The organism is Cohnella fermenti (genome assembly GCF_004801405.1).
Classification (GTDB): Bacteria; Bacillota; Bacilli; order Paenibacillales; family Paenibacillaceae; genus Cohnella; species Cohnella fermenti.
The window spans coordinates 45086-68491 of sequence record NZ_SSOB01000021.1; the positions used below are offsets into that span (position 1 = coordinate 45086).

Below are 23406 nucleotides of genomic sequence, written 5' to 3' on the forward strand. Positions count from 1 at the left end.
AGCGTTGTCTATCTGCCCGACACAGCATCGGATGCGGCGGGGGCGGCGAGATTGGGCGTATCAAGGGATGATGAAATAAAGTATATACAAGTCGAAATTATGTGCATTTTATTCATATTCCGGTTGGATTATTATGAAACAGTATCCATGTTAACTCATCCAGGGAGGAAAAGATAATGCGAAGCGAAACGGTGAGTTCCCAGGTAACCGTTGTCGGCGGCGGGTTGTCGGGAGTGTGCGCGGCAATCGCGGCTGCGCGTCTTGGGCAGACGGTAGCGCTTGTCAATAATCGTTCGGTGCTCGGCGGCAACTCGAGCAGCGAAGTGCGCGTGTGGGTGTGCGGCGCCACAGGGCACGGCACGCACCGGTATGCGCGCGAGACGGGCATCATGGGCGAATTGTTCGTCGAGAATCAGTATCGCAACAAGGATGGCAATCCATACTTCTGGGATATGGTCGTCCACGAGGCGGTTCGGGCCGAGCCGAACATTCAGTTGTTCTTGAATACCGATGTGCACGAGGTTGAGGCGGACAGAGAGGAGGACGAGCGGACGATCCGTTCGGTGACAGGCTGGATGATGGGCTCGGAACGACGCATTCGCTTCGAGAGCCAGGTCTACCTGGACTGCACGGGAGACGGCCTGGTCGGCTTCCTCGCCGGTGCGAAGTATCGGCTGGGCCGCGAGGCGCGGGAAGAGTTCAACGAAGATTGGGCGCCGCTCGTCGCCGACGACATCACACTTGGCAGCACGCTGCTGTTCTACACGAAGGATGTTGGCCATCCCGTGAAGTTCACGCCGCCGAGCACGGCCATCGACGTGATGAAGACCACAATTCCCGAGCGGCGCATTATCCGCAGCGGAGACAACGGCTGCGCTTATTGGTGGATCGAGTGGGGCGGCGAGCACGATATCGTTCATGACAACGAACGCATTCGCGACGAACTGTGGTCCGTCATCTACGGCATCTGGGATTATATTAAAAACTCGGGCAAGTTCGATGCCGAGAACATGACGCTGGAATGGGTCGGCTCGGTTCCCGGCAAACGCGAATATCGGCGCTTCGTCGGCGACTATGTGCTGAACCAGAACGATATTCTGGCGCAGCGGGAATTCGAGGACCGCGTCGCGTTCGGCGGCTGGTCGATCGACCTGCACCCGCCGCAAGGCGTGTACGCTTCCGAATCGGGCTCGAAGCATCTGTTCATGGACGGCAATTACCACATTCCGTTCCGCTCGCTGTATTCGGCGAATGTGAACAACCTGCTGATGGCCGGCCGCGACATTAGCGCGTCCCATGTGGCCTTCGGCACAACGCGGGTGATGGCGACCTGCGCCGTCATTGGCGAGGCGGCCGGCACCGGAGCCGCTCTATGCTCCGCCAAGGGCGTAACGCCGCGCGAGCTGCACGCGAACCATCTGCGGGAGCTGCAGCAGACGATGCTCCGCCAGGACGCTTCGATCATCGGCTTGCGCAGCGATGACAAGGACGATCTGGCGCGGCTGGCGGCGGTCGCCGCCTCCAGCGAGCGCAGCCGCTTCGCGGTCGAGCGCTCGGCGGGCGCCATGGCGCTCGAGACCGACATCGGCATCAGCATGCCGGTTGATCCGGTCTTGGACGGCATTGAGGTGCTGGTCGATGCAAGTGCGATGGCGACGCTGACCGTCGAGCTGTGGGATACCGGGCGTCCGGAGAATTATGTGCCGAAGTCGAAGATAACGGAGGTCTCCGTTCCCGTGGCGGCAGGCGGATTGCAGTGGGTGAAGCTCGATCTGGTCTGGCGGCCGGAGTCGGCGCAGAACGCGTTCCTGATCGTCAAGGCGAACGACTCATTGGCGCTGCATATGGACGATCGGCCGACGACAGGCATGCTCGCCTATTGGAAGGGCGACAAGCCGCATGTGTCCCCGGACCTCGAGGAGCACCAGCCCGACCAGCCGGTCGTGCAATGGTCGCGGCGGAAGCTGGATGGCCAGGCGCCGTGCATTCGCCTGTCGACTCCGACGAGCGCCTTCGCTGCGGACAAAGCAACGGACGGCTATCTCCGCCCCTATGGCGGTCCGCACCTGTGGTCGTCCGACCGGATGATCCCCGGCCGTCCCGAATGGCTGGAGCTGGCATGGGAGATGCCCGTTGCGTTCCGTCAGGTCCATCTCGTCTTCAATGACGATGTGAACGTGGACCTGATCAACCTGCACCACCACATCACCCCGCTCGAAGCCATGCCGACGCTTATCAAGGATTACCGTGTCGAGGCCCGCGTCGACGGCAACTGGACGACCATCGCCGAGAACCGCGACAACCATAAACGCAAGCACGTTCACACGCTGGATGCCGCTGTCGCCGCAGATCGCCTGCGCGTCGTCGCCGACTCCAGCAACGGCAGCGACTACGCGGAGATCATCGAAGTTCGCGTCTATGCGTAGGCCGTTCTCTCTCGAATGTGCGGTTTAAGCGAATCCATGAAGCGCGCTTTGCCTGATTGCAGGCAGGGCGCGTTTGTGCGCCGGCATCTCTATCCTCCTCCTTGCCGTTCTGATAAGATCGGAGAGTGAGGATGCTCTTATGAGAATGCCGGGGGTGCGCAAAAATGGACAGAGTGCTGCATGGGGATGCTTTTTTCCGTAAGGATGAGCTGTTCAGTATCGTTCGGTATGCGGAAGCGGAGCGGAACTGCAGGTTGTACCATTCTCACGACTTTCTTGAGATCTGTTATGTGCATGCCGGCTCCGGATTCCATCAGGTTGGCGATACGGAATATCGGACAGGCCGCGGCGATGTGTACATTATTAATGACGGAACGAAGCATTCCTTCTACCGCGGTGAGACCGATGAGGAATTGATTACCTATAATTTGCTCTTTAAGCCGGGGTTCCTTGACGATAGACTGCTGCCGTTCGACGACTTCTCCAGCTTGTCCTTCTCATTCCTGTTCGAGGGAATATGGGAGCAGGATTCGCTGCCGGAGGGAGTACGGCTCTCCATCCGGAACCGGCATGAGATGGATACTCTCCTTGGCGATATGATGCAAGAATACCATCAGGCTCTGCCGGGGCACCAGGCCATCCTTCGCTCGCATCTGATTCGGTTGATCGTCCTCCTGATGCGTACGCTTCACCAGCAGGGGGAGGGGGACCCCGTCCGTCAGCGCAGCGTGGCGATGGTTGAAGCCGCGATCCGGCATCTGCAGGCGAACTACGCCCAGACGATCGACATCGCGGAGCTCGCACGGAAATCCTTCTTCAGCAAAAACTACTTCGCCCGGTTATTCAAAGAGACGACAGGAATAACGGTCTATCAGTATGGGCAACAGGTGCGGATCGAGGAAGCGTGCAGGCTGATCCGGGAGACGGACAAAGCGCTGGGCGAGATTGCGCTGGAGGTAGGATACGCGGATTACAAAACGTTCTTCTCGGCGTTCCGCAAGTTGAAGGGAGCATCTCCGCAGGTCTACCGGGATGAACTCTAGAGGCAAGGAAGGAACCGAAGCAGGATGCTCCCGGTTCCCTGGCTCCTTGCCTTCTTATCCAAACCGTCTGCTCGGCTCGAACCCGAATTCACGCTTCATCCGTTCCATGGAATAAATCGGCTTGCGCCCATGCTCGGGGTTGTCGTAATACGACAGATCGTAAGCCTCGCTGCGGTCTCCGAGCGCCCCGTGCAGCGCATCAAGCGTTGACGCGCGGCAACTGGCTTCCGGGCCGACGACATTGCAGGTGCGGACACCCGCCTTCGGCGGCGATGCCAAGACGCATTGCAGGGCGTCGAGGATGTCGGATACATAGACATGGGCAAGCTGAACGAACGGAATGGACATCGGCGCCTCCGCCGCGGGGAGGGTCCATGAATCGTCTACGACGGCACCGAACCGCAGGTTGACGAAGTCCGCATCCTCATGCGAACGGTAGAAATATCGGGTCAAGTCTTCGACAGCCGCCTTGCTGAACCCATACGCATCCACGGCAAGGCACGGGTGTTCGTCCGGGATCGGCAATACGTTCGGTACGAAATGACGGGATAACCCTCCAACCACTGCAATCGAGCTGGCTGTAATAAATTTTCTGCATCCCCTATCAAGCAAGTACCGGTACAAACGCCTTGTGCCAAGCACGTTGACGGCAAGCCCGTCTTCCTCGCTGCATCCGCCCGTGACCGCGGCCAGATGGACAACGGCGGTGATGTCGTACTGATCCAGTCCCCGCAAATCCTCGAACCGGTCGAAGGAGCCCCTCACGAAGGGTGCCTTCGCCGTTGGCGCCGCTCCCCGGGATAAGCAGACGATGTCTCGCTCCTCATGCAATCGGCGGGCCAGCTCTTGCCCAATAAACCCGCTGGTGCCGGTGATCAATACAGTCATTGGCTTATGTTCTCCTTCGCGTCCTTACGCCCACTTGATCGTAATTCCGTTGTACGAATTCCGTGTCGGGGTAAACAGTTGATTATAGACCGCCTCCGCTTCGCTCCAATGAAGCTCGTGCGAGATGAGGGCCCTCATCTCCAGCTTCCCCTCCTCAATCCAGCGAATGACGCTCTCCCTGACCGGCCGCTCTCCAATAAAACAGGGGAAGACGGCGTTTAATTGCTTGCCATGGGGCGTCTGGAAGTGGAAGCTGGCCCGATCCGGATACCAGCCGAGGAAGACGAAGGTCCCCTTCCCCCTGCAGGCGGCCATCGCATCGTCGAGCAACGCCCCGAATCCGGTCGACTCGGCCACAATATCGACACCGCCGGGGAATCGCTCCAGAATCGCGTCCAATGCGCGTTCTCCGGAAGCATCGATCACCCAATCGGCGCATACGGACCGGGAACGTTCCAGTCGATCCCCGGAGACATCCGAGGCGATCACATAAGCGCCCCGCAGCTTGGCAATCATTGCGGCGCATTGTCCGACGAGTCCTTGCCCGACAACATAGGCGACGTCGCCGGTGTTTAGCCCCGCCAAATTCCAGGCATTCGCGGCCACGCTCGGCTGTACGAACATGGAGCAAGCCTGCATGGAAGCCGGATCGGACAGCTTATGGGCGAGACCGATGCTTGCTTTGACATATTCCGAGTGGGCGCCGGAGCAGAAGACGGCAACCGGGTCTCCTAGCTGAACCGCGCCTTCCGCCCCGGGGCCGATCTCCACGACCGTACCTGTCGCCTGATAGCCGTTCACGAAGGGAACCGGGCCGTAATCGTCCCGTCTCCCCTCTGCGATCCACATCTCGGTACCGATGCTGACGCCCGAGTACGCGGTCTTGATGACGATGGAATCGTTGTCCGCCGTCGGCTTCGGCAAGGAGATCAGCTCCGCCTTCTTCCCAAGACTCGTTACCGCCAGAGCATTCATCATTTGTGCAGCCACAAGATCACTTCCTTGTTTGGGTATCTTCTCGACTTTTATTGTAGAGAGGGTCCCCCTATGATGACGATGGCGAAAATAACGGGCTTGTTGGCGAATAGCAACATGAGATCGGATGCGGATTTTTACGGGAAGTAGCTGTTGGGGGGCAATGGGACGGTCGTGTGGTTTTCCTTATATTTTCTTAGATAAGCTGCACTAGGGCGTGTTTTCAAACCGTTAATTCAACCAAATGATGGAAGAAGCCAGCTTTAAGAAAGCAACAAAGGTACAGGATAATTTATCGTACCGAGTCGCCAGTCGCCTGTTGTGTTTGAGCTTGTTGAAGAGGCATTCAACCAAGTGGCGCTCTTTAAACAGCCACCAGTCAGTTTTCCGTTGAACGATCCGATGCTTGCGGCTAGGGATGACGGCATTCGCCCGCTTGTCGGCTAACAGGTCAAGAATTTTGTCCGTGTCGTAGCCGCGGTCGGCCAAGACATTCTTACCCTCCAGCTCAAGCGAATTCAAGATCTCATAGCCCGCCACACAATCGTTCAGGTTGCCGGCCGTCACTTCAAACCGCAGCGGATTGCCCAGAGCGTCTACAACCGCGTGGATCTTGGTGGTGATACCTCCTCGCGATCGTCCGATGGCTTGGAATTGCTGCCCCCTTTTGCCCCGGCTCCATGCTGGTGAACACGGACAAGGGAGGCATCGATCATGACGCTTTCGGAATCGGGTTCGGCGGACAGGACTTCCAACATCTGATCGAAAACGCCCGCTTTTTCCCACCGGCGGAAGCGAGTGTAGACGCTGTTCCAGGAACCATAGTATTCCGGCAAGTCACGCCACGGCGCTCCGGAGCGAATCACCCAGAGCATGGCGTTGAGCATCTTTCGGTTGTCAATTGCCGGGCGTCCGCCCTGTGGCTTTCGTTCTGGCGGCAGGAGCTCTTTCACTTTTTCCCATTGATCATCACGTATCTCGTATCGTCTTCTCATACGAATAGTTTACCAAGTTATAGGAGCATTTAATAGTTTGAAAACACGCTCTAGGGAACTTAACGGACTCCCCTGTTTTGATGCCCCGCGCAATGTGGAGATGACGCAGGTCACGAAATATAGTCGGAATTGCTCGCTTATTCGCTCAACCTGGACACGTTCTATGGCTACTTCATCCCATACTTTGAACTTCTATATATATTTCCGGACCCTGTTGTCCATCGCCATTCCAATCCTGAGGCAGCCCCAATTGACTGATTGCATCTTTGATTTCCCTCTTGGTGCAGACCTGCTTCCGATAGGGTTTGCCGTCACCAAATCGCATGGTGGAGAATAGATCCCCATATGTGAAACTAACTGATGCTGGACGGAACTCTTCACATGGGATTACGATCACCCCTGGATTCTTGTACCACGATGAGATCCATTCACAGGCTTCTACTGTCATGTAAAGGGGAAATGTATGATGAGGGTGCGAACTTTAGATTCCAACTCTCTCCTGACATCCATGTAATCATTGGAACGCTGACTTGCAAACGTCTTCCCATCTGCTTTAATTTGATTGGATACTTCCTCAGCAGCTTCAATTGAGAGTTTGGGCAAGTTTTTAAATGGCCCTATGTTTTTATCATAATAATGATACATATTGAAGGTCATATGAATTGTTCTCTTTAGTTTGATTTATGATATGTGCGCCGCCCCCCACTTCTCTGCCAATCCCCTTCGGATGGACCAGGGGAGACGTCAGAACTCGAAGCGCATATGGTTTGTTACATGATGTCGACATCCTCTTTAAAGCACCCTCAAACTCTGCCTCTTCTCTTTACCGTATTTACTTCGTCAGAATTCTGGGGTCTTTATGTCCGAGCAAGTTTTCGTCATCCTTTCAGCCGTATTAGCTGTTCAAAGTCTATATTAATACCGCCAATCGGAATTAATTCCGGTTCGATAACTGCCGCTCGATATCGAAGATGCGTATCTTCAACGAGTCAAGCTCTCGGCGGACTTCTTCCTCCGGAGCATACAGACTAAATGTCTTACGCGATGCCTCGGAATCAGATTTAAGTTCAGCCGCCGCCCATTCGACCTTGCTGTCGATTCGGTCGAAGCCAGCGTCGACTTTGCGCTCTAGCTGCTCTTGCCCCTGCGCGATCTTGTTAATATCACCGCGCATCTCAGCGAGTTGTTGCAGGATCTGTTTAAGTGCTTCGTCCATGCGTCTAACCTCCCCCATTGTGCCTTAATGATATCACATTGGAGTGGACAGCCGCAGTAGATTAATTCCCGGCGGGCAATTACCCGCCATAATTGCCTCGCTCCCACATATTGATATAAGCTGAACTAGGGCACGTAACGGACACTCCCCAGTTTCGATGCCCCGCGCAATGTGGAGATGACGCAGGTCACGAAATACAGTCGGAATTGCTTGCTTATTCGCTCGCCCCGGACAGCAGGTCAAGAGCTTCCGGTCCGCAACGATACGCGGTTTTAACTTACCGGGTTAGCTTCATTCGTTCAGCTTATATAGATTCATTCGTTCCGCTTATCTACAAATTAAAAAGAACCGCGCCGCTGCACGATTCTGAACTATTATGAGAATGGCGGCCCCGGCCAGAATCGAACTGACATCTACCCTTTAGGAGAGGGTTGCTCTATCCGTTGAGCTACGGAGCCAAAAATAGTAAAGATCACTGAGTGGGAGTCTGAACGATTGCGTTCATGCTCTATCCGCTATCCTGCTGAGCTACGAGCGCGCAGCGAAGATTATTATAACACAAATGAGCGCCAAACGAAAAGCGACCGAAGAGCGTTATCATCCTGACCGTTGCCGTCCAACATTCATCCAACCTCTATCCATCATCCAGCCTCCAACGAATTTGTCCCCCGCGAACCGCCCGTGCTATATTGGGGAGAATAGCCCCGCGCAGGCAGGGACGAGGAGGACGAGACGGAATGAAGAAGAATCGGCTGGGGAAGTCGGAGCTGTTCGTCGGCGAGATCGGGCTCGGGTGCATGTCTCTGGGAACGGAGGCGGGCAAGGCCGCGGCGATCCTGCACGAAGCGTTGGAGCGAGGCGTCACCCTGCTGGATACGGCGGACCTGTACGACGACGGACGGAACGAAGAGATTGTCGGTCAGGCGATCAAGGGGCGGCGCAGCGAGGTCGTCCTTGCCACGAAGGTCGGCAATCGCCGGATTCCCGGGCAGGACGGATGGACATGGGACCCGTCCAAGGCATACATCCTGTCGGCGGTCAAGGATAGCTTGCGCCGTCTCGGGACGGACTACATCGACCTGTACCAGCTTCATGGCGGAACGATTGACGATCCGATCGGGGAGACGATCGAGGCGTTCGAGCAACTGAAGCGCGAAGGCGTCATTCGGGAATACGGAATTTCTTCGATTCGCCCTAACGTCATACGGGAGTATGCCTCCCGCTCCTCCATCGTCAGCGTCATGAACCCCTACAGCATCGTGGACCGCCGGGCGGAGGAGAGCGTCCTCCCCTTGCTTCAGGAGCGCAGCATCAGCGTGATCGCGAGAGGTCCGCTGGCGAGCGGGGCGTTGGCGGCGGGGCGTCAGCCGGCCAAGGGCGTGACGGATTACGACTTAAGCGAACTCGAGACGCTCCGCGAAGGGCTGACGAGGCTCGCCGAGAATGCGGACGCGGGCGGCGGACGGACCCTGACGCAGCTTGCCCTGCGTTATTCGCTGGCCCACCCGACGGTAGCGGCGATCGTTCCCGGAGCGAGCTCGCGCGAACAGTTGCTTCAGAATCTGGCGGCGGCCGAGACTCCGGCACTCACCGACGACGAACTCCTTGCGATTCGCAGCTTGAGCAAGGCCAATACGTACCTCCAACATCGATAGTCCCCGCTGCGCTCGAAGAGCCCTTTTCCACACGGGGAAGGGCTCTTCGCCTGCTCATCTACTCCTCATCCTCATCCTCGAGAATAACATCCAGCACGGTGACCTGATCCGCGATAATGACCGGGTCTCGCAGCGCCGAACGTTTCCCTGGAAAAGAAAACAGAGCGCGGAGAATGCCGGGGGGCAGGTTGGAGACGGTGTAACGACCGCTTGCGTTGCTGATCATGGAACGCATGAAGATATCGTCCATCGGCGGCATCGGAGCCCTGCGCCGCGCGGCGCTGATCTTCGCCATCCTCTCTTCCATCCGGGTCAGGAAGATCTCCGCCAACGCCGGCTCCAGCGGCTGCCCCTCCGCATCGCGGACCGTGCCGGTCAACGTCCCGAACTCGACCTGCAAGTTGAAGACCAGATTCAAGGCACCGCTGCCCGTGACGGTTGCGCGCTGGGCGGTTGAAGCGTAAGTCTGGGCAACCGCCGAGAAAATGTAGGTGCCGGGGGCCAGCGACTTGAACGAGAACCGGCCTTCGCCATCGCTGGCGATCGATTCGATGACGACGTGCTGCAGGGTGAGAGCGGACAGCACAACGCCGGAGATCGGAGCGCCGGTCGCCGCATTGCGGGTAATGCCGCTGACGACGACGGGCTGGGGAGCGACCCCGACGTCCAGCCTGGCCCCCTGGCCCAGAGTCAGCACGGAATCCGCCTCGCCGAACTGCAGCCCTTCGGCGACCGCGACGATCCGCACGCTGCCTTCCGTACCGGTCCCCGCCAGATAATGGCCGGCGGTGTCGGTGACCGACTGGCCAATAATGACGCCATTGTCGTCGATAACGGTGACGAGAGCATCCGGGACAGGGCTGCCCGTATTGTCCTCCGTGACGGTTCCTTCGATGAAGCCCGGCACCGCCCGCAGCGCAAGGTTCGCCTCCACGCGCTCTCCCCTTCCTGCGTACAGGGAAGTCTGCTTCGCTTCGAAGAAGGCCGCCGCAACGTTCATGACGTAATTGCCGGCCGGCAGATCGCGAATCGAGTAGAAGCCCGAGCTGTCCGTCGAGGTCAGGCTCAGCGGCGCGGCGAAGTTATTGTACGGCCTCAGAACCACGACGGCCCCGCGGATGGGATGGCCGCCGCTCTGGTCGGTAATCAGGCCGAACACCCTGGCCGGCAATGGCTGCAGGGCGAAGCTGATTTTGGTCGCTTGGCCGGGGACGATCGTGAATCCCCCCTGGCTCGCGGCGAAGCCGGGAGTAGACGCGATCACCAGATAATCTCCCCGGGACAACTGGTCGAAGCTGTACTGTCCGCTATTGTCCGTAAGCACCGTAGTCAGCAGCACCTGATTGCGGTCGAACAGACGAATCTCGGCGCCGGCGAGCGCAGTCCCGTCGTCAAGCGAGGTCACGAAGCCGTAGACATCTCCCGTCAGCGAGTCCAAGACGAACCGCAGCCCGATGGATTCTCCCGGAAGCGCGTTGATCGCCGCATTCGCCGATCCGAATCCGACGGCCGAGACGGACAGCGTCAGTCGCCCGACCGGCGTGGAGCGGAAGCCGAAGTCGCCGTTAGGGTCCGTGTAGGTCGTCAGAATTCCGAAGCCGGTACGGCCGAGCAAGCTGACGAGCGCTCCGGCAATCGGCGACTGATTGGCCGCATCGACCACGTTGCCCGTGATGAGGATCTTCTCCGGAACCAAGGCGAAGGAGACAACGGTCGTTCTGCCGGCGGTCAAGTACACGGTTTGATTGTCGGTGATGAAGCCGGGCACGGTGACGCTGATGACGTAGGCATCCGGGTATAAATTCGTAATCTCGAAGCTGCCGCTCGTATCCGCGAACAGACTCGTGACGAGGGCGCTCGTCACCGTGAACAGCTTGATCGAGATGCCGTTCGACGAGACCGGCAGCCCGCCGGGGGCCGTCACCGTGCCGGCAATCGAGCCCGTAAGACGCGTTAAAGCGGTCGACGCGCTCGTCACGACGTCGCTCTGAACGATAGCCCCGATGCCGCCTGCCGCATAGCCTTCCGCGAAGAAGATCACCGTGTACGTGGCGGGACGGAGATCCAAGACGAGGAAGTCCCCGAACGCGCTTGTCGTCGTTGCCGCGACCGTCAGCCCGGAGGCTCCGAGCAAGCGGACGGACACCTCGGCCCCGGCAATCGGCAGGCCGGAGGTCTCATCCGTCACAAGGCCGCTGATGCCGCCGGAGTTCGCGATCAGCGTGAAGTTGATTCCCGACAGGTTCCCGCCCGGAGGGAGCTGGACCGCCCCGATCGCATTCGAGAAGCCCGCAGCGGACACGCTGATGCTCAGAGTGCCGGCAGGCAAGTTGCCGACGGAGTAGCGACCGAACTGGTCCGGATGGCCGGTGCCCCGAACCGTCTCGTTCTCATCCAGCACGAGTACGGTTCCGTTCGAGATCGGTTGGTCCTGGTCGTCGGCCAGCCTGCCGGCTATCATGCCCGGATTCGCGCGAAGACGGATGATCGCTTCCGTCGTCTGCCCCGGTGCGATCCGGACGCCGACCGGGTCGGAGGAGTAATGGGTCGCGTTGGCCGTCAGCACGTACGATTCGGCTCTCAGAGTCGTGAAGGAGAAGGCTCCCGCCGCATCGGTGTACGTATTGTCGATCAGCACGTTGCGAAGGGTCAAGAGCTGAATCAGTACGCTGCCGATCGCCGGCTCCACCGCTCCCGCGATGCTCCCGGTCAACTGGCTCAGTGGAAAATCGGTCTGGGTAACCGTATCGGCCATAACGACCGCCCCGATGATCGAATATTCGTACGTCGGCGCCGCGGCAATAATGGAGTACCCTCCGGGCCGGAGTCCGCCCAATCGGTAGAAGCCCGCATTGTCCGAGATCACGACATCCAATGCGACACCATTCTGGCTTACCGCCTTGACCGTCGCCCCGACGATCGGCGCACCGGTCCGGACGTCGCTTACCGTCCCTTGAACCGCGCCCGGAAGCGGAACAAGCACCATATTCGCATTCGTCGTCTCGTCCGCAACGACCTCCCGGGTTGCCAGATCGGATCGGTAGCCCGATGCGAAGGCGAAGAGACCGTAGAAGCCGGGAGCCAGCTCTCCGCTTCGATAAGAGCCGTCGATGCCCGCGAACACCGCGGAGACGACGGCTCCTGTCGAGCTCGTCACCTCGATGGACACGGAGACATTGTCGATAGGCAGGCCTTGATCGTCGAGAACTCTCCCTTCGATGTAGCCGGGGCTGGGAGAGAGCCGGAACGATTCGATCGCCTCCCGGCCGCCGAGAATCGCTGCGGTTCCGATCGCGTTCTGGAAGTGCAGCAGCGAGACGACCAGGACATACGTACCGGGAGGCAGGCCTTCGATCGTGTAGAACCCCTTCTCGTCGGTCAGCGCCTGGGTCAATTGCGTCGAAGAGGCCAGCAGATTCAGCAGCACCCGTACGGTGGCGCTCGGAAGCGGCTGCCCGGACGGATCGGTGACGTGCCCGCTCACGGAACCGGCGAGCGGAACAAGCGTAAAGACAAGACTCGCCGTAATCAGAGGCTCGATCGTCACGCCGAGGGTTTGGGCGGCGAATCCGGCCGCTTCCGCCGTAACGATGAAGCTCTCCGGGTAGAGGCTCGGGAGGAAAAACATCCCGGCGCTGTCGGTCACATCGCGAGCGATGGTCGCCCCGTTCAGCGTAACGGTCAGAATCGCGCCTTCGATGGGGCGGCCCTCCGCATCCTGCACAAGCCCGGACGCCGCCCCGGACAGACGGGTTAGCGAGATGCCGGCGAAGGTATCCGCCCCGGACTGAATCGCGACGCTCAGCGCGCGATTGGCATAACCGACAGAGTTGACAAGCAGCGAGTACACGCCGGGAGGGAGCGAGAGGAAGACGAATTGTCCGGCCGCATCCGTCTCCGTAATATCCAGAGTGACGCCGTTCAGGTCCGCGATCCGAACCGCAATGCCGGGAAGCGGCGTCCCCGTTCCTTCCTCGCGCACCTCTCCCGACAAGCTTCCGGGCAGAGGCTCGAGCGTGAAGTCGATCTCGCTCTGCTGCCCGGGCAGAACCCGCACCGTCGCCATTCCCGACGCGAATCCGCTCGCCGTCGCCCGAATGACGAAGACGATGCCCGGAAGGAGCGAACTGAGCGCATAGTGGCCGCTCGCATCCGTTGTCGTCTCGAACAGCGTGCCGACCTGCTCGTTCAGAATCGTGACGGAAGCGCCCTCGATCGGCTGATCGGCCGAAGAAGAGACCGTTCCGAAGCAGCCTCCCAGACTAGGCGATAGAACGACATCGAGCGTCCGGCTCGATCCCGGTTCAAGCGTAAGAATGGACTGCAGCAGCTCGAAGCCTTCGGCCCCGATCGTCAATTGCAGCTTGCCGGCGGGCAGGCTCGGGAACGAGAACTGCCCCGTCGGCCCGGACGTCATCTCGGCGGCCAGCACACCGGCGGGATCGTCGAGCCGCACCTGAGCCCCGGCAACCGGTTCCCCGCCCGCCGCAGAAGTGACCGTGCCGGCGAGGGCGGTCGGGACTGGATCGAGCAGTACATTCACTATCAGGCTCTGGCCGACTTGCACGGAGATCGGAATTTGTTTGGTCACGAACCCGGCAAGTTCGAACTCCAGCGTGAAGCCTCCGGCGGCGAGTCCGGCCAGCCCGTATTCGCCCGCCTCTCCGCTTGTCGTCTGCGGGCCCGTCGTCTGCGTACTCCCCTCCGGCAGCAGCCGGACAGCCACTCCGGGAAGCGGCTGCCCGCTGGCCATGCTCTGAACGGTCCCCGATACGCTCGCCGCCGCCACGACCGCAAGCGTCTGGCTGCCCGACACCGCGGGAAGAGTATTCCCCGTAAATTGATCGATCCCCGATACGGTATAACGGTTTAGAATCCGCTCCCCCGACGTCGTAAAGATAACGGCGGCAGAGACGGCAAGCTCCACGGCCGCTCCGCTCGCCAGATTGCCGATGTTCCAGCTTATCGTGCGTGTCGTCGCATCGACGATCGCATTGCCCCCGGTGGCGCTCTCAATCGTGATCGAAGAGATTTGATCAGCCGCGAACGGCATCGTGACGAACACGGAGGAGGCTCCGCTCGATCCAGTGTTGCCGACGCTGATCCGCGGCTTCAGCACCACGGCCTCGCCCGTTAATACGGCCGCAGGCGAATCCGTCAACAGCTCTCGAGCCTGCAAGGAAGCCCGAACGTTCGCTTGATTAAACGTCACGATATCGGAGAAGGGCAAGGAATCTTTGTCGAACACTTGGGTCGTCTGGGAGGTGAAGAAGAGGAACCGAAGCGGAGTCGAGGCGTTGATGACAAGCTGGCTGAACAGCGTCCCCGTGTCCAGGAAGAAGTCGAAGAAATAATTCTCGCTCCCTCCGAACGTGGAGCCGTCGTCCGTCACCCGAGCCCGGGCCAGGTCGAAGTTATTAATCGGTCGGAAAAAATTCGGGTACCCCCTGCCATCCGTCCCCTCCGGAGGATCGTTCAGCGGGTCTGTTCCTTGTACGCGGTTGGGGATCAGGTTAATCTGACTGCTTCCTCCGGTAACCGCGAGCATCCATTCATAGGCCGAAGGGACATCCGTGTAGTCGATCAGCAGCCCCCAGACGAAGTTCTGGAAGCTCGTGTTCGAACGCGGATCTCCCTGAAGCCGGAGCCGGAAGTAAGCGTTCTGTCCATCGTAAGCATAATAAGCCGGAGGAAATTCGGCGTTGCCGACAATGTCGACGGACGAAGGAGCAACATTGCCCGCCGCCGCGGTCGGCGGAATTCCCCCGGTCAGAATCGGAACGAACTGCAGATTGGATGGAAAGGCCATCCTCTTCCCCCTTCCTGATCGCAGCTTGCACGTTATTACCCATTCTATGCAAGGGCAGATGGCAATCAGAAGAAGCGGCGGCGAAGAACCGGAATGCGGAATGGAGCAGGCCCGTGCGAGTTCGCACGGGCCTGCTTGAATCTCTCTCTATCGATTTACTGAACGTCATCCTCAATTCGCTTAACGAACGTCTCGCTGCCGTCCGAATTGCGGATGGATTCGTGCGATACGGTCGCCTCTTGCACTTCACCGAATGCCCAGTGCGTCGTCGGAACGTCCGGGAAGACCGGAGCAAGACCTTCCAGCGGACCGCGGAACAGCATGCGGTTGATCAGCGTCACCGCTTCGTCCCGGCGGATGTTCTGGTTCGCGCGGAACGTACCATCGGAGTATCCGGTCAGGTAATTGCCCAGATACAGCGCTTCGATCGCATTCCCTGCCCAATTGCCTTCCGTATCCGAGAAGTGGTAGCTCACAGGCTTGCCTGGATTGAGTTCCAGGAAGCGGGCCATAACAGCGGCCAGTTCGCCTCTCGTAATGGCTTGATCCGGACGGAAGGTGCCGTCGGCGAAGCCGCTGAAGTAGCCGTACTTCACAGCAATGCGGATGTAATTCGTCGCCCAGTGTCCGCTGCGAACATCGCTGAACGGAAGATCATAATCAATCGTCTCGTTCACCGTCAAGCGAGCGACAATAGCCGCCAGCTCGGCGCGCGTCAGCGTATTGCCCAGCTTGAATTCGCCATCCGGCATTCCGATAATGTAGCGTTGGTGGCTCAGATTGCCGAATCGATCGGACGATACCTTGACCTTGGCCGTCGAATTGGCCTTGGCATCGGCAGCAGAGCTTCCCGTTACGCTGAATTCTCCGGCGATCACGAACTCCTTCTCCGCTTCGTTCAGTTGAGGCCATTCTACCTTAATGGTGTAGCTGCCGGCTTGTCCGCCCGCGAGATTGGTCACATCCCAAGTAATCGTGTTGCCGTTGACCGTGCCTCCCGCGGCGTCGATTACTTCCACGCCTTCCGGCAATTGAACCGTAATCGTTCCCGAGTTCACCGTGCCGGTCGATTCGTTCTTGTAATCGACGACGAACGTCGATTGCGTCCCTTCCTTCACGACATTCTGTCCGGTCGAGATCGCAATCGCTACGTCAGGAGAGACGACCGCTGCGCTCGGAACGTACGGAACCATCTCGATGTCGTGCTTGACGATATCCCAATTCACTTCCAACGTCGGGCTAACATAAGTGTTGTATCCAGCCTTGGCTACGACTACATAGTAGTCCGTCTCCGGATAAACCATGTAAGCATACAGCCCGTTAATATCAGTCAATTGTTCCGGGCTATCGTTGTCATTCGGAGCGAAGCCTACCAGCTTCGGAAGCGTCACCGGCGTACCTGGAGTCTTGCCCACAGCGGCGATATTCCTCGGCGTGTTCGCATAGTACAGAGTTACCGTTGCGCCTTCGATCGGACTTCCCGAAGACTTGTCGGTGACCGTTCCGTACGGGTCGATCAGTTCGGAGACGATGTTCAATTCGCCTGTTGCCGTAACCGTGACGATCGGCAGCGTGCCGACATCATCCAGTGCGTTGATAATGATCTCCTTGTCCAGCGCACGGTTGTCCGGGTCCGCAGCGTTCGGAACGACGAACCGTACTTCCAGCTCGTAGTCGCCGGCCGGGATCTCCGCGTTGAACACGCCGTTGTCCAGCGTGAATGCCGTTGGCGTCGCATTGCCGCCGACATATACACCCGTCGTTGTATTCTTCAAGTATACTTTGATCGAATTTCTTATTGCGCTATTGTTGTCGATGACATATGATCCGCCGGCGGATGGCTTCAGGGCGATAACCCCGCTGACCGTCTGGTTGGAATCGTAGTTGACGCCGATGCCGGTAATGTTGCCGACAGTAGCCTTCTGCTCGAATGTTACCTGCGCAGGCACGCCGTCAATAACGACCGTCTTCGACACTTGCAGAGTGTAATCGACGTTGCCCTTCGGCACCGCAATCGAATAGTTCCCGTTCTCGTCGGTCACGGCTTCCGCCGCGAAATCGATCACTCCGTCGCCATCGAAGTCCTTGACGACGCGTACCGTGACGCCGGCTTGAGCAACGCCGTCCTGCTTGATGACACCATTGACCGAAGTCGGTTCGAAGGTAACGATAATTTGCTCCTGCGCATACAGGCTGCGCTGCGAGTCATCCGCTGTCGCGGTCACCGGAATTTGCTGTGAAATAACTCCTTCGATCGGCTCCGACTTGTAGTAGATATACGCTTCGCCGAATTCGTTGGTCATCACGGTGTTCGCCTGTGCCGATGATGTATCGCCCGGCAGCTTCTCGAACGTGCCCACGCCAGCCGAGAACACAATCGGCACATTCGCCAGTTCGACGCCGCTGCCGTTGCGCAGTACCGCCTTCAACAGCGACCGGGAATTGCCGTCGCCGATGATCGAGCTCGGACTGGCGGTCAATTGCAGGTCGTACTCCACCAAAGCGAAGTCTTGCGTAATAACCGTCGCATCCGGGTCGGCAGGCAGAGTGGTGACCACCCGCTTCTGAGTGCCATAGCCTTGCTTCTCCACGACGATCAGATACTGTTTGGTATCTACGTTCGGGAAGCTGTAGTTGCCGTTCGCATCGGTGCTCGTCTCGGCCACTTTGACTGTGCCGGTCGGATCGTACAAGGTCACCTTCGCACCGGCGATCGGCGCTCCCGGACCTTGTTCGTAATCATAAATATTGCCGCTAACGGTGATAGTCTTGATCACCTTGAAGCCGTTATTGGCAAGCTTGCTGGCCGGTTCCGTCAATTCAGGCGTCCATTCATTTGGCGCAGTCTCGGTATACGCGATGAATGTCGCATGGTATACGCCAGCCGTGAGCGTATAGGGCAGAAGATATGTCGTCGATTCCCAAAGCTGCACGCCATTGCTCGGACTGCCAACCTTCTTCAGTTCAACCGGGGTGGAACCGCCCGCGAAATCGAACGTCGCAGTTACTTTATCGATGGAGTCAGGTGTCGTCGCAGACAGCTTCATCGGATTCCCTGGCGCCGACACCCACAGAGGCGACGTCACTTCATATCCGCGGCTGCCAACCCATCCTTCAAGCTGCTGTACCGTAATGTTTACCTGCGCGTCGACTTCCGCATATTCCTCACCGTCCGAACCGTTCCAGCCGAACGATGTTGTCCCGTTCCAGCCCGCATTCGGGGTGAACGTGAGATTGCCAAGATCGGCAACGGGAATTTCCTGACCAGCCGTCACAGGAACACCGTTAAGCTTAAGGGTGCCGTGCTCCGGCAACGACGTCACCTTCACTTGAGTCAACGGTTGGTCTTCGACGTCCGCGAACTTACCGCTGAAGTCCGCCTCGGCAAACAGGACGTCCGTCCCGTCAGAGGTCTTCGCGATGTCCGCTACCGTCGGTTTGTCGTTCACCGCTTCGATGTCGATCGTCACCATTGCCGCTTCGTCCGCATAGCTCGTACCATCCGAGCCGTTCCAGCCGAACGTTGTCTGCCCGTTCCAGTTCGCATTCGGTACGAACGTGAGCTTGATCAGGTCAGCAGCCGGAATTTCTTGACCAATTGTTACAGCCTCGGCGTTCAGCTTCAACGTGCCGTGCTCCGGCAACGAGGTTACCTTCACCTTGACCAACGCGTCGTTGGTGTCGATGTCCGTGAACTTGCTGCTGAAGTCCGTCGCAGCGAATGTAACGGCCGTATCCTCCGTGCCGTTCTTCGCGATATCCGCTACCGTCGGCTTGTCGTTCACCGCTTCGATGTCGATCGTTACGGTTGCAGCCGTATCGGCATAGTTCGTGCCATCCGAGCCGTTCCAACCGAACGTTGTTTGCCCATTCCAGTTCGCGTCCGGCGTGAATGTGAGCGTTCCGAGATCGTCAGCAACGATTTCTTGGCCAACCGTCACGACTTCGCCGTTCAGCTTAAGGATGCCGTGACCCGGCAACGAGGTGACTTTCACCTTTGTCATCGAATCCCCTTCGATGTCGGTGAACTTGCTGCTAAAGTCCGACTTCTCGAACGTCACAACATCGTCCTCCGCGCCGCTCACCGTGATGTCCGCTACCGTCGGCTTGTCGTTCACCGCTTCGATATCGATCGTCACCGTTGCATCTGTATCTGCATAGCTCGCACCGTCCGAACCGTTCCAGTCGAACGTCGCCTGCCCGCTCCAGTTCGCGTCCGGCACGAACGTAAGCTTATCCAGATCGGCAGCGGCAATTTCTTGATTGGGCGTCACGTCGATGCCATCCAGCTTCAGGGTTCCGTTCTCCGGCAACGAGGTGATCTTCACCTTCGTAAGATTGCCGTCGATGTCCGTGAACTTGCTGCTGAAGTCAGTCGCTGCGAACGTAACGGCCGTATCCTCCGTGCCGTTCTTCGCGATGTCCGCTACCGTCGGCTTGTCGTTCACCGCTTCGATATCGATCGTCACCGTTGCAGCCGTATCTGCATAGTTCTCGCCATCCGTGCCGTTCCAGCCGAACGTTGTCGTCCCGTTCCAGTCCGTGTCCGGCGTGAATGTGAGCGTACCGAGATCGTCAACATCGATCTCCTGGCCGGCCGCCACCGCTCCGCCGTTCAGCTTAAGGGTGCCATGACCCGGCAACGAGGTGATTTTCACCTTAGTCATCGAATCCCCTTCGACGTCGGTGAACTTGTCGTTAAAGTCCGACTTCTCGAACGTCACAACATTATCCTCTGTGCCATTCACCGTGAAGTCCGCTACCGTCGGCTTGTCGTTCACTGCCGCGATATCGATCGTCACTGTCGCGGCTGCGTCCGCATAGCTCGTACCATCCGAGCCATTCCAGCCGAACGTCGCCTGCCCGCTCCAGTTCGCATCCGGTACGAACGTGAGCTTGTCCAGATCGGCAGCAGCGATTTCTTGATTTGCCGCCACGTCGACGTCATCCAGCTTCAACGTGCCATGCTCTGGCAACGAGGTGATCTTCACCTTCGTCAGATTGCCGTCGACGTCCGTGAACTTGCTACTGAAGTCAGTAGTTGCGAACGCAACGGCGATATCCTCCGTGCCGTTCTTCGCGATATCCGCTACCGTCGGCTTGTCGTTCACTGCCGCGATATCGATCGTCACTGTCGCGTCTGCGTCCGCATAGCTCTTGCCATCCGTGCCGTTCCAGCCGAATGTCGTCTGCCCGTTCCAGTTCGCATCTGGCGTGAACGTAAGCTTATCTAGATCGATAGCGGCAATTTCTTGATTTGCCATTACTGCGGCTCCGTCCAGCTTCAAGGCTCCGTCCTCTGGAAGTGAGGTCACCTTCACCTTAACCAGCACGTCGGCGGAATCAGAGTCGTCGAACTTGCTGCTGAAGTCCGTTGCTGCGAACAAAACATCCGTATCCTCCGTGCCATTCTTCGTGAAGTCCGCCACCGTCGGCTTGGCATTGGCCGCCGCGATAACGATCGTCACCGTTGCAGCCGTGTTTGCATAGCTCTTGCCATCCGTGCCGTTCCAGCCGAACGTTGTCGTCCCATTCCAGCTCGTATTCGGAGTAAACGTGAGGGTACCAAGCGCGGCAGCGGCAATTTCTTGATTTGCCGTTACCGTACTGCCGTTCAGCTTGAGTGTGCCGTTCGCCGGCAGCGACGTCACCTTCACCTTGACCAGTTCGTCGGCGGAATCTGCGTCGTCAAACTTGCTGCTGAAGTCCGTCGCCGCGAACGAGACATCCGTATCCTCCGTACCGTTCTTCGTGAAGTCCGCCACCGTCGGCAACTCATTCGGGATATCCGTTACGGCCGTAGTCACCGTATTGGATGCAAGACCCGAGACTACAGCAGTTCCGCTTGTCACCGATCCTTCCAAACTTGGCGCGGTTGTACTGAAGATCAGCTCCGTGCTGCCCATCTCCGTGCCGCTCTTCGCAGGGACATCAACTTCTGTTTGCGTCTGTCCTTCACTGGTAACGCTAAGACCTGTTATATCCTCATCTGTATAATTATAAATCGTAACCGTATAGGTGATAGTTCCGTTCACCGCAACAGTTGCCGGACCCGACTTGACAATGCCCATCTCCAGATCAAGCCTGCCGTTATTACCCAGCTTCATGGTTACTTTGTCATCGGAGGACATAGACTCTTCGGTTACATACTCCGCCGTGGACTCGATTCCATCGGACTTAGGAGTCGTCTGCGTACCGGAGAATTCGTCATAATACGGGCTATCCTCTGGCGGGGTGAAGTAAGCTGCCGTCTTCGCCCCACTGATATCATTGCCGGAATTGAGATAGTAAGCCGTATCAACTACATTCACTGGTGACACCGTGAATGCTGGCTTGACATTATAGTTGAGTGTGAAGGAACCATCGGCAGGCGCCGAATATTGTCCCGCTACCGGGTTCGACCGGTCCGTGAAGCGATAGATGTGCGACTGCATATCCTCCGCATCGATGTACCAGACAAGACTGGTCACGCCTCCAACCGTCTTGATGACGGCCTTGCTCCCGTAGCCAGCGAATTGATATGCCGTGCCATCCTCGATGGACATGCCATTGTCAACCGTGGCAACGGAGCTTCCGATCCGAAGCGTGGACAGATCGACAGCGAAGCCTTCGCCGATCTCGTCCACGAAGACGATGGCGCTGGTCATATCGGCCGTCTCCGAATTGCTGCCAAGCTCTCCGGTCTCCGGTATATTCAAGAGCGGAAGGATACTCGTGGTGCTCGAGGCAGCTTCCACGTCTGCTGCCAATCCGCCGAAGGCTCCGCTGAGAAGGTCATAGTTCGAGGCCCATGTATAGTAATTGCTATAGACAAACGAGTTCACATAGCCGGCGCCACCATAGGTCGATCCGGCAATCTTATCATAGGTATCTTTGGCCGTACCGTTCAGATAAGTGGTGCTTGATTGATTGGCATACACGTTCTGCGGGTCAAGTCCCGCCCAAGCGTACACCTTGGCAGAACCCGTTCCATAAATTGCATCTTCCGATCCCAACCCTACCGTGTAGAATTTAGGGTCCGTAGCGGTGCCATTGTAATTGCTATAAGCGGTTTTTAACAGGTCCTTCATATACATGCCCGTCAGAATAGTTACGGCGGCGACATCCGCGCTTCCCGTGCTGGTATTGCCCGATAATCCGGATTGATTATTATAGCTTGAAGGGTTCGTCGGAGTGCTTGGAAGCGTGCTCCAGGTCGATTGTCCGATCGATGCCGCGCCATCTGACAACACGAATACATACGGCATACGCTGCGGTTCGCTCCCGCGCGTTCCCAGAGCGTTCATATCCGCTATGGTCTTGGAGAGACCGTATCGAATTCCGTTCTGCGTTGGCGTTCCTGACGCAAGCGATTTAGAGACTTGCGAATAAGTATTGCCGTCCTTTTTGAGGTTAGCGCTAGTAGCGATTGTAAAGGTGCTCCCGCTCTTGGTATAAACGAGATAATCCGAGCCGGAGGTAAGCGTATAAGAGCCCATCTCCAACAGAGTACCGACGTGTGTACTGGACGCCGATCCGCCGAACCAATGCACCGCGACCCGGTTCTTGGGATTGGCGTTCATGACGGTACGGATTGCTTCATTGGCCGCCAGCGCCATCGCTTCTACGCGATAATAATTGCCGGATTGACCGGCTGGTTTCGCGATGTCATATCCGCTAGTACCCATCGACGTACTCATATCCAGAATAAACGTCACATCCGCCGCCGGAGGGCTTGAGCTTCCATCTGTCCCGATACTCGTATCGGTCGTGGTCGTCGTCATATACTCCTGCGCCAATGCGGACAGCGTGACGCCGAAGCTGCCGTCGCTCTCTGCCGTAACGCTCTTGTCGGTCCATATGCGTCCGGCCGAACCGGATGTGCCGAAGCCGCTAGGCACCGTGTTTGTCACCGAATCAGCCGTCAGCTTGACCTGGAACTGATTGTAGTTCGCCGTAGTGGACGCTGCCGCCGACGCTACGCCGATAGGAGACAAACCAATCGCCCCCAGTATGAGGGACAAAGAAAGCACAACTGAAATAAACCGTTTCATGCCCTTGATTTTCACCCCTTGATCCTCCGCTCCATAATTAGTTGCAATGATGTCTTGGTTGCATGCAAAACACGCAATGACTGGCTGGCATACGGAATTTACGTCTGCTATCGTCCATCATTGGTGCTTTGCGGGACTTTACTCCTAAGGAATACATGGGTGATTATATAGCCCGGATATGAACAAATTCTGAACAAGTTCCGACAGCATACGCGCTCGGAGCCATGTCGCCTCGAATTCGTCCTTTTCTTCCCTGGTAGTTTCGGACCAGACCTATCGTATCACGCGGCACTTAACAATTAATGAAAAGGGATTAAAGGACCATTGACGAATACTAATAAGATTCCGATATTGTTGATAGCGCTT

Annotated in this window: 10 protein-coding genes and 1 tRNA gene; 3 read left to right on the forward strand and 8 right to left on the reverse strand. The window is 57.8% G+C overall.

Annotation, left to right across the window (positions count from 1 at the left end):
- The first annotated feature begins 176 nt into the window (after nucleotides 1–176).
- Both E6C55_RS17155 and E6C55_RS17160 read left to right on the forward strand, forming a co-directional pair.
- On the forward strand, nucleotides 177–2426 hold the full coding sequence (locus tag E6C55_RS17155; protein WP_136371042.1) for an FAD-dependent oxidoreductase: 2250 nt from the start codon (nucleotides 177–179) through the stop codon (nucleotides 2424–2426).
- A gap of 164 nt (nucleotides 2427–2590) precedes the next feature.
- Nucleotides 2591–3469, forward strand: coding sequence for an AraC family transcriptional regulator (locus tag E6C55_RS17160; protein WP_136371043.1), 879 nt, complete (start codon nucleotides 2591–2593; stop codon nucleotides 3467–3469).
- A 54-nt stretch (nucleotides 3470–3523) separates the two neighbouring features.
- Here the strand turns inward: E6C55_RS17160 and E6C55_RS17165 are convergent, their stop codons facing one another.
- The 6 genes from E6C55_RS17165 to E6C55_RS17190 form a co-directional block, all read right to left on the reverse strand.
- Nucleotides 3524–4357 (reverse strand): NAD-dependent epimerase/dehydratase family protein, encoded by an 834-nt coding sequence (locus E6C55_RS17165; protein WP_136371044.1) that lies wholly within the window; start codon nucleotides 4355–4357, stop codon nucleotides 3524–3526.
- Between the two features lie 24 nt (nucleotides 4358–4381).
- Nucleotides 4382–5347 (reverse strand): zinc-dependent alcohol dehydrogenase, encoded by a 966-nt coding sequence (locus tag E6C55_RS17170; RefSeq protein WP_136371045.1) that lies wholly within the window; start codon nucleotides 5345–5347, stop codon nucleotides 4382–4384.
- Between the two features lie 216 nt (nucleotides 5348–5563).
- Nucleotides 5564–6327 (reverse strand): IS5 family transposase gene (locus E6C55_RS17175; RefSeq protein ID WP_211093602.1). Its coding sequence is split into 2 segments (ribosomal slippage): nucleotides 5564–5991 and nucleotides 5991–6327, totalling 765 coding nucleotides; the frame shifts between segments, so codons are not numbered across the junction.
- Between the two features lie 444 nt (nucleotides 6328–6771).
- Nucleotides 6772–6984, reverse strand: coding sequence for a hypothetical protein (locus E6C55_RS34710; RefSeq protein ID WP_230986722.1), 213 nt, complete (start codon nucleotides 6982–6984; stop codon nucleotides 6772–6774).
- 277 nt (nucleotides 6985–7261) lie between these two features.
- Nucleotides 7262–7543 (reverse strand): hypothetical protein, encoded by a 282-nt coding sequence (locus tag E6C55_RS17185; RefSeq protein WP_136371046.1) that lies wholly within the window; start codon nucleotides 7541–7543, stop codon nucleotides 7262–7264.
- Between the two features lie 383 nt (nucleotides 7544–7926).
- Nucleotides 7927–8001: transfer RNA gene (locus E6C55_RS17190), tRNA-Arg, on the reverse strand.
- A 279-nt stretch (nucleotides 8002–8280) separates the two neighbouring features.
- On the opposite strand from E6C55_RS17190, the gene E6C55_RS17195 reads away from it, so the two are divergent.
- Nucleotides 8281–9198: an aldo/keto reductase gene (locus tag E6C55_RS17195; protein ID WP_136371047.1), complete on the forward strand. Its 918-nt coding sequence runs from the start codon at nucleotides 8281–8283 to the stop codon at nucleotides 9196–9198.
- Nucleotides 9199–9256: 58 nt separating this feature from the next.
- On the opposite strand, the gene E6C55_RS17200 is transcribed toward E6C55_RS17195, so the two are convergent.
- Complete coding sequence (locus tag E6C55_RS17200) at nucleotides 9257–15007, reverse strand: carboxypeptidase regulatory-like domain-containing protein (protein WP_136371048.1); 5751 nt, start codon at nucleotides 15005–15007, stop codon at nucleotides 9257–9259.
- 155 nt (nucleotides 15008–15162) lie between these two features.
- The gene (locus tag E6C55_RS17205) at nucleotides 15163–22983 is read right to left on the reverse strand and encodes a tandem-95 repeat protein (RefSeq protein ID WP_168735705.1); all 7821 of its coding nucleotides are present in this window, start codon (nucleotides 22981–22983) and stop codon (nucleotides 15163–15165) included.
- Nucleotides 22984–23406 lie beyond the last annotated feature (423 nt).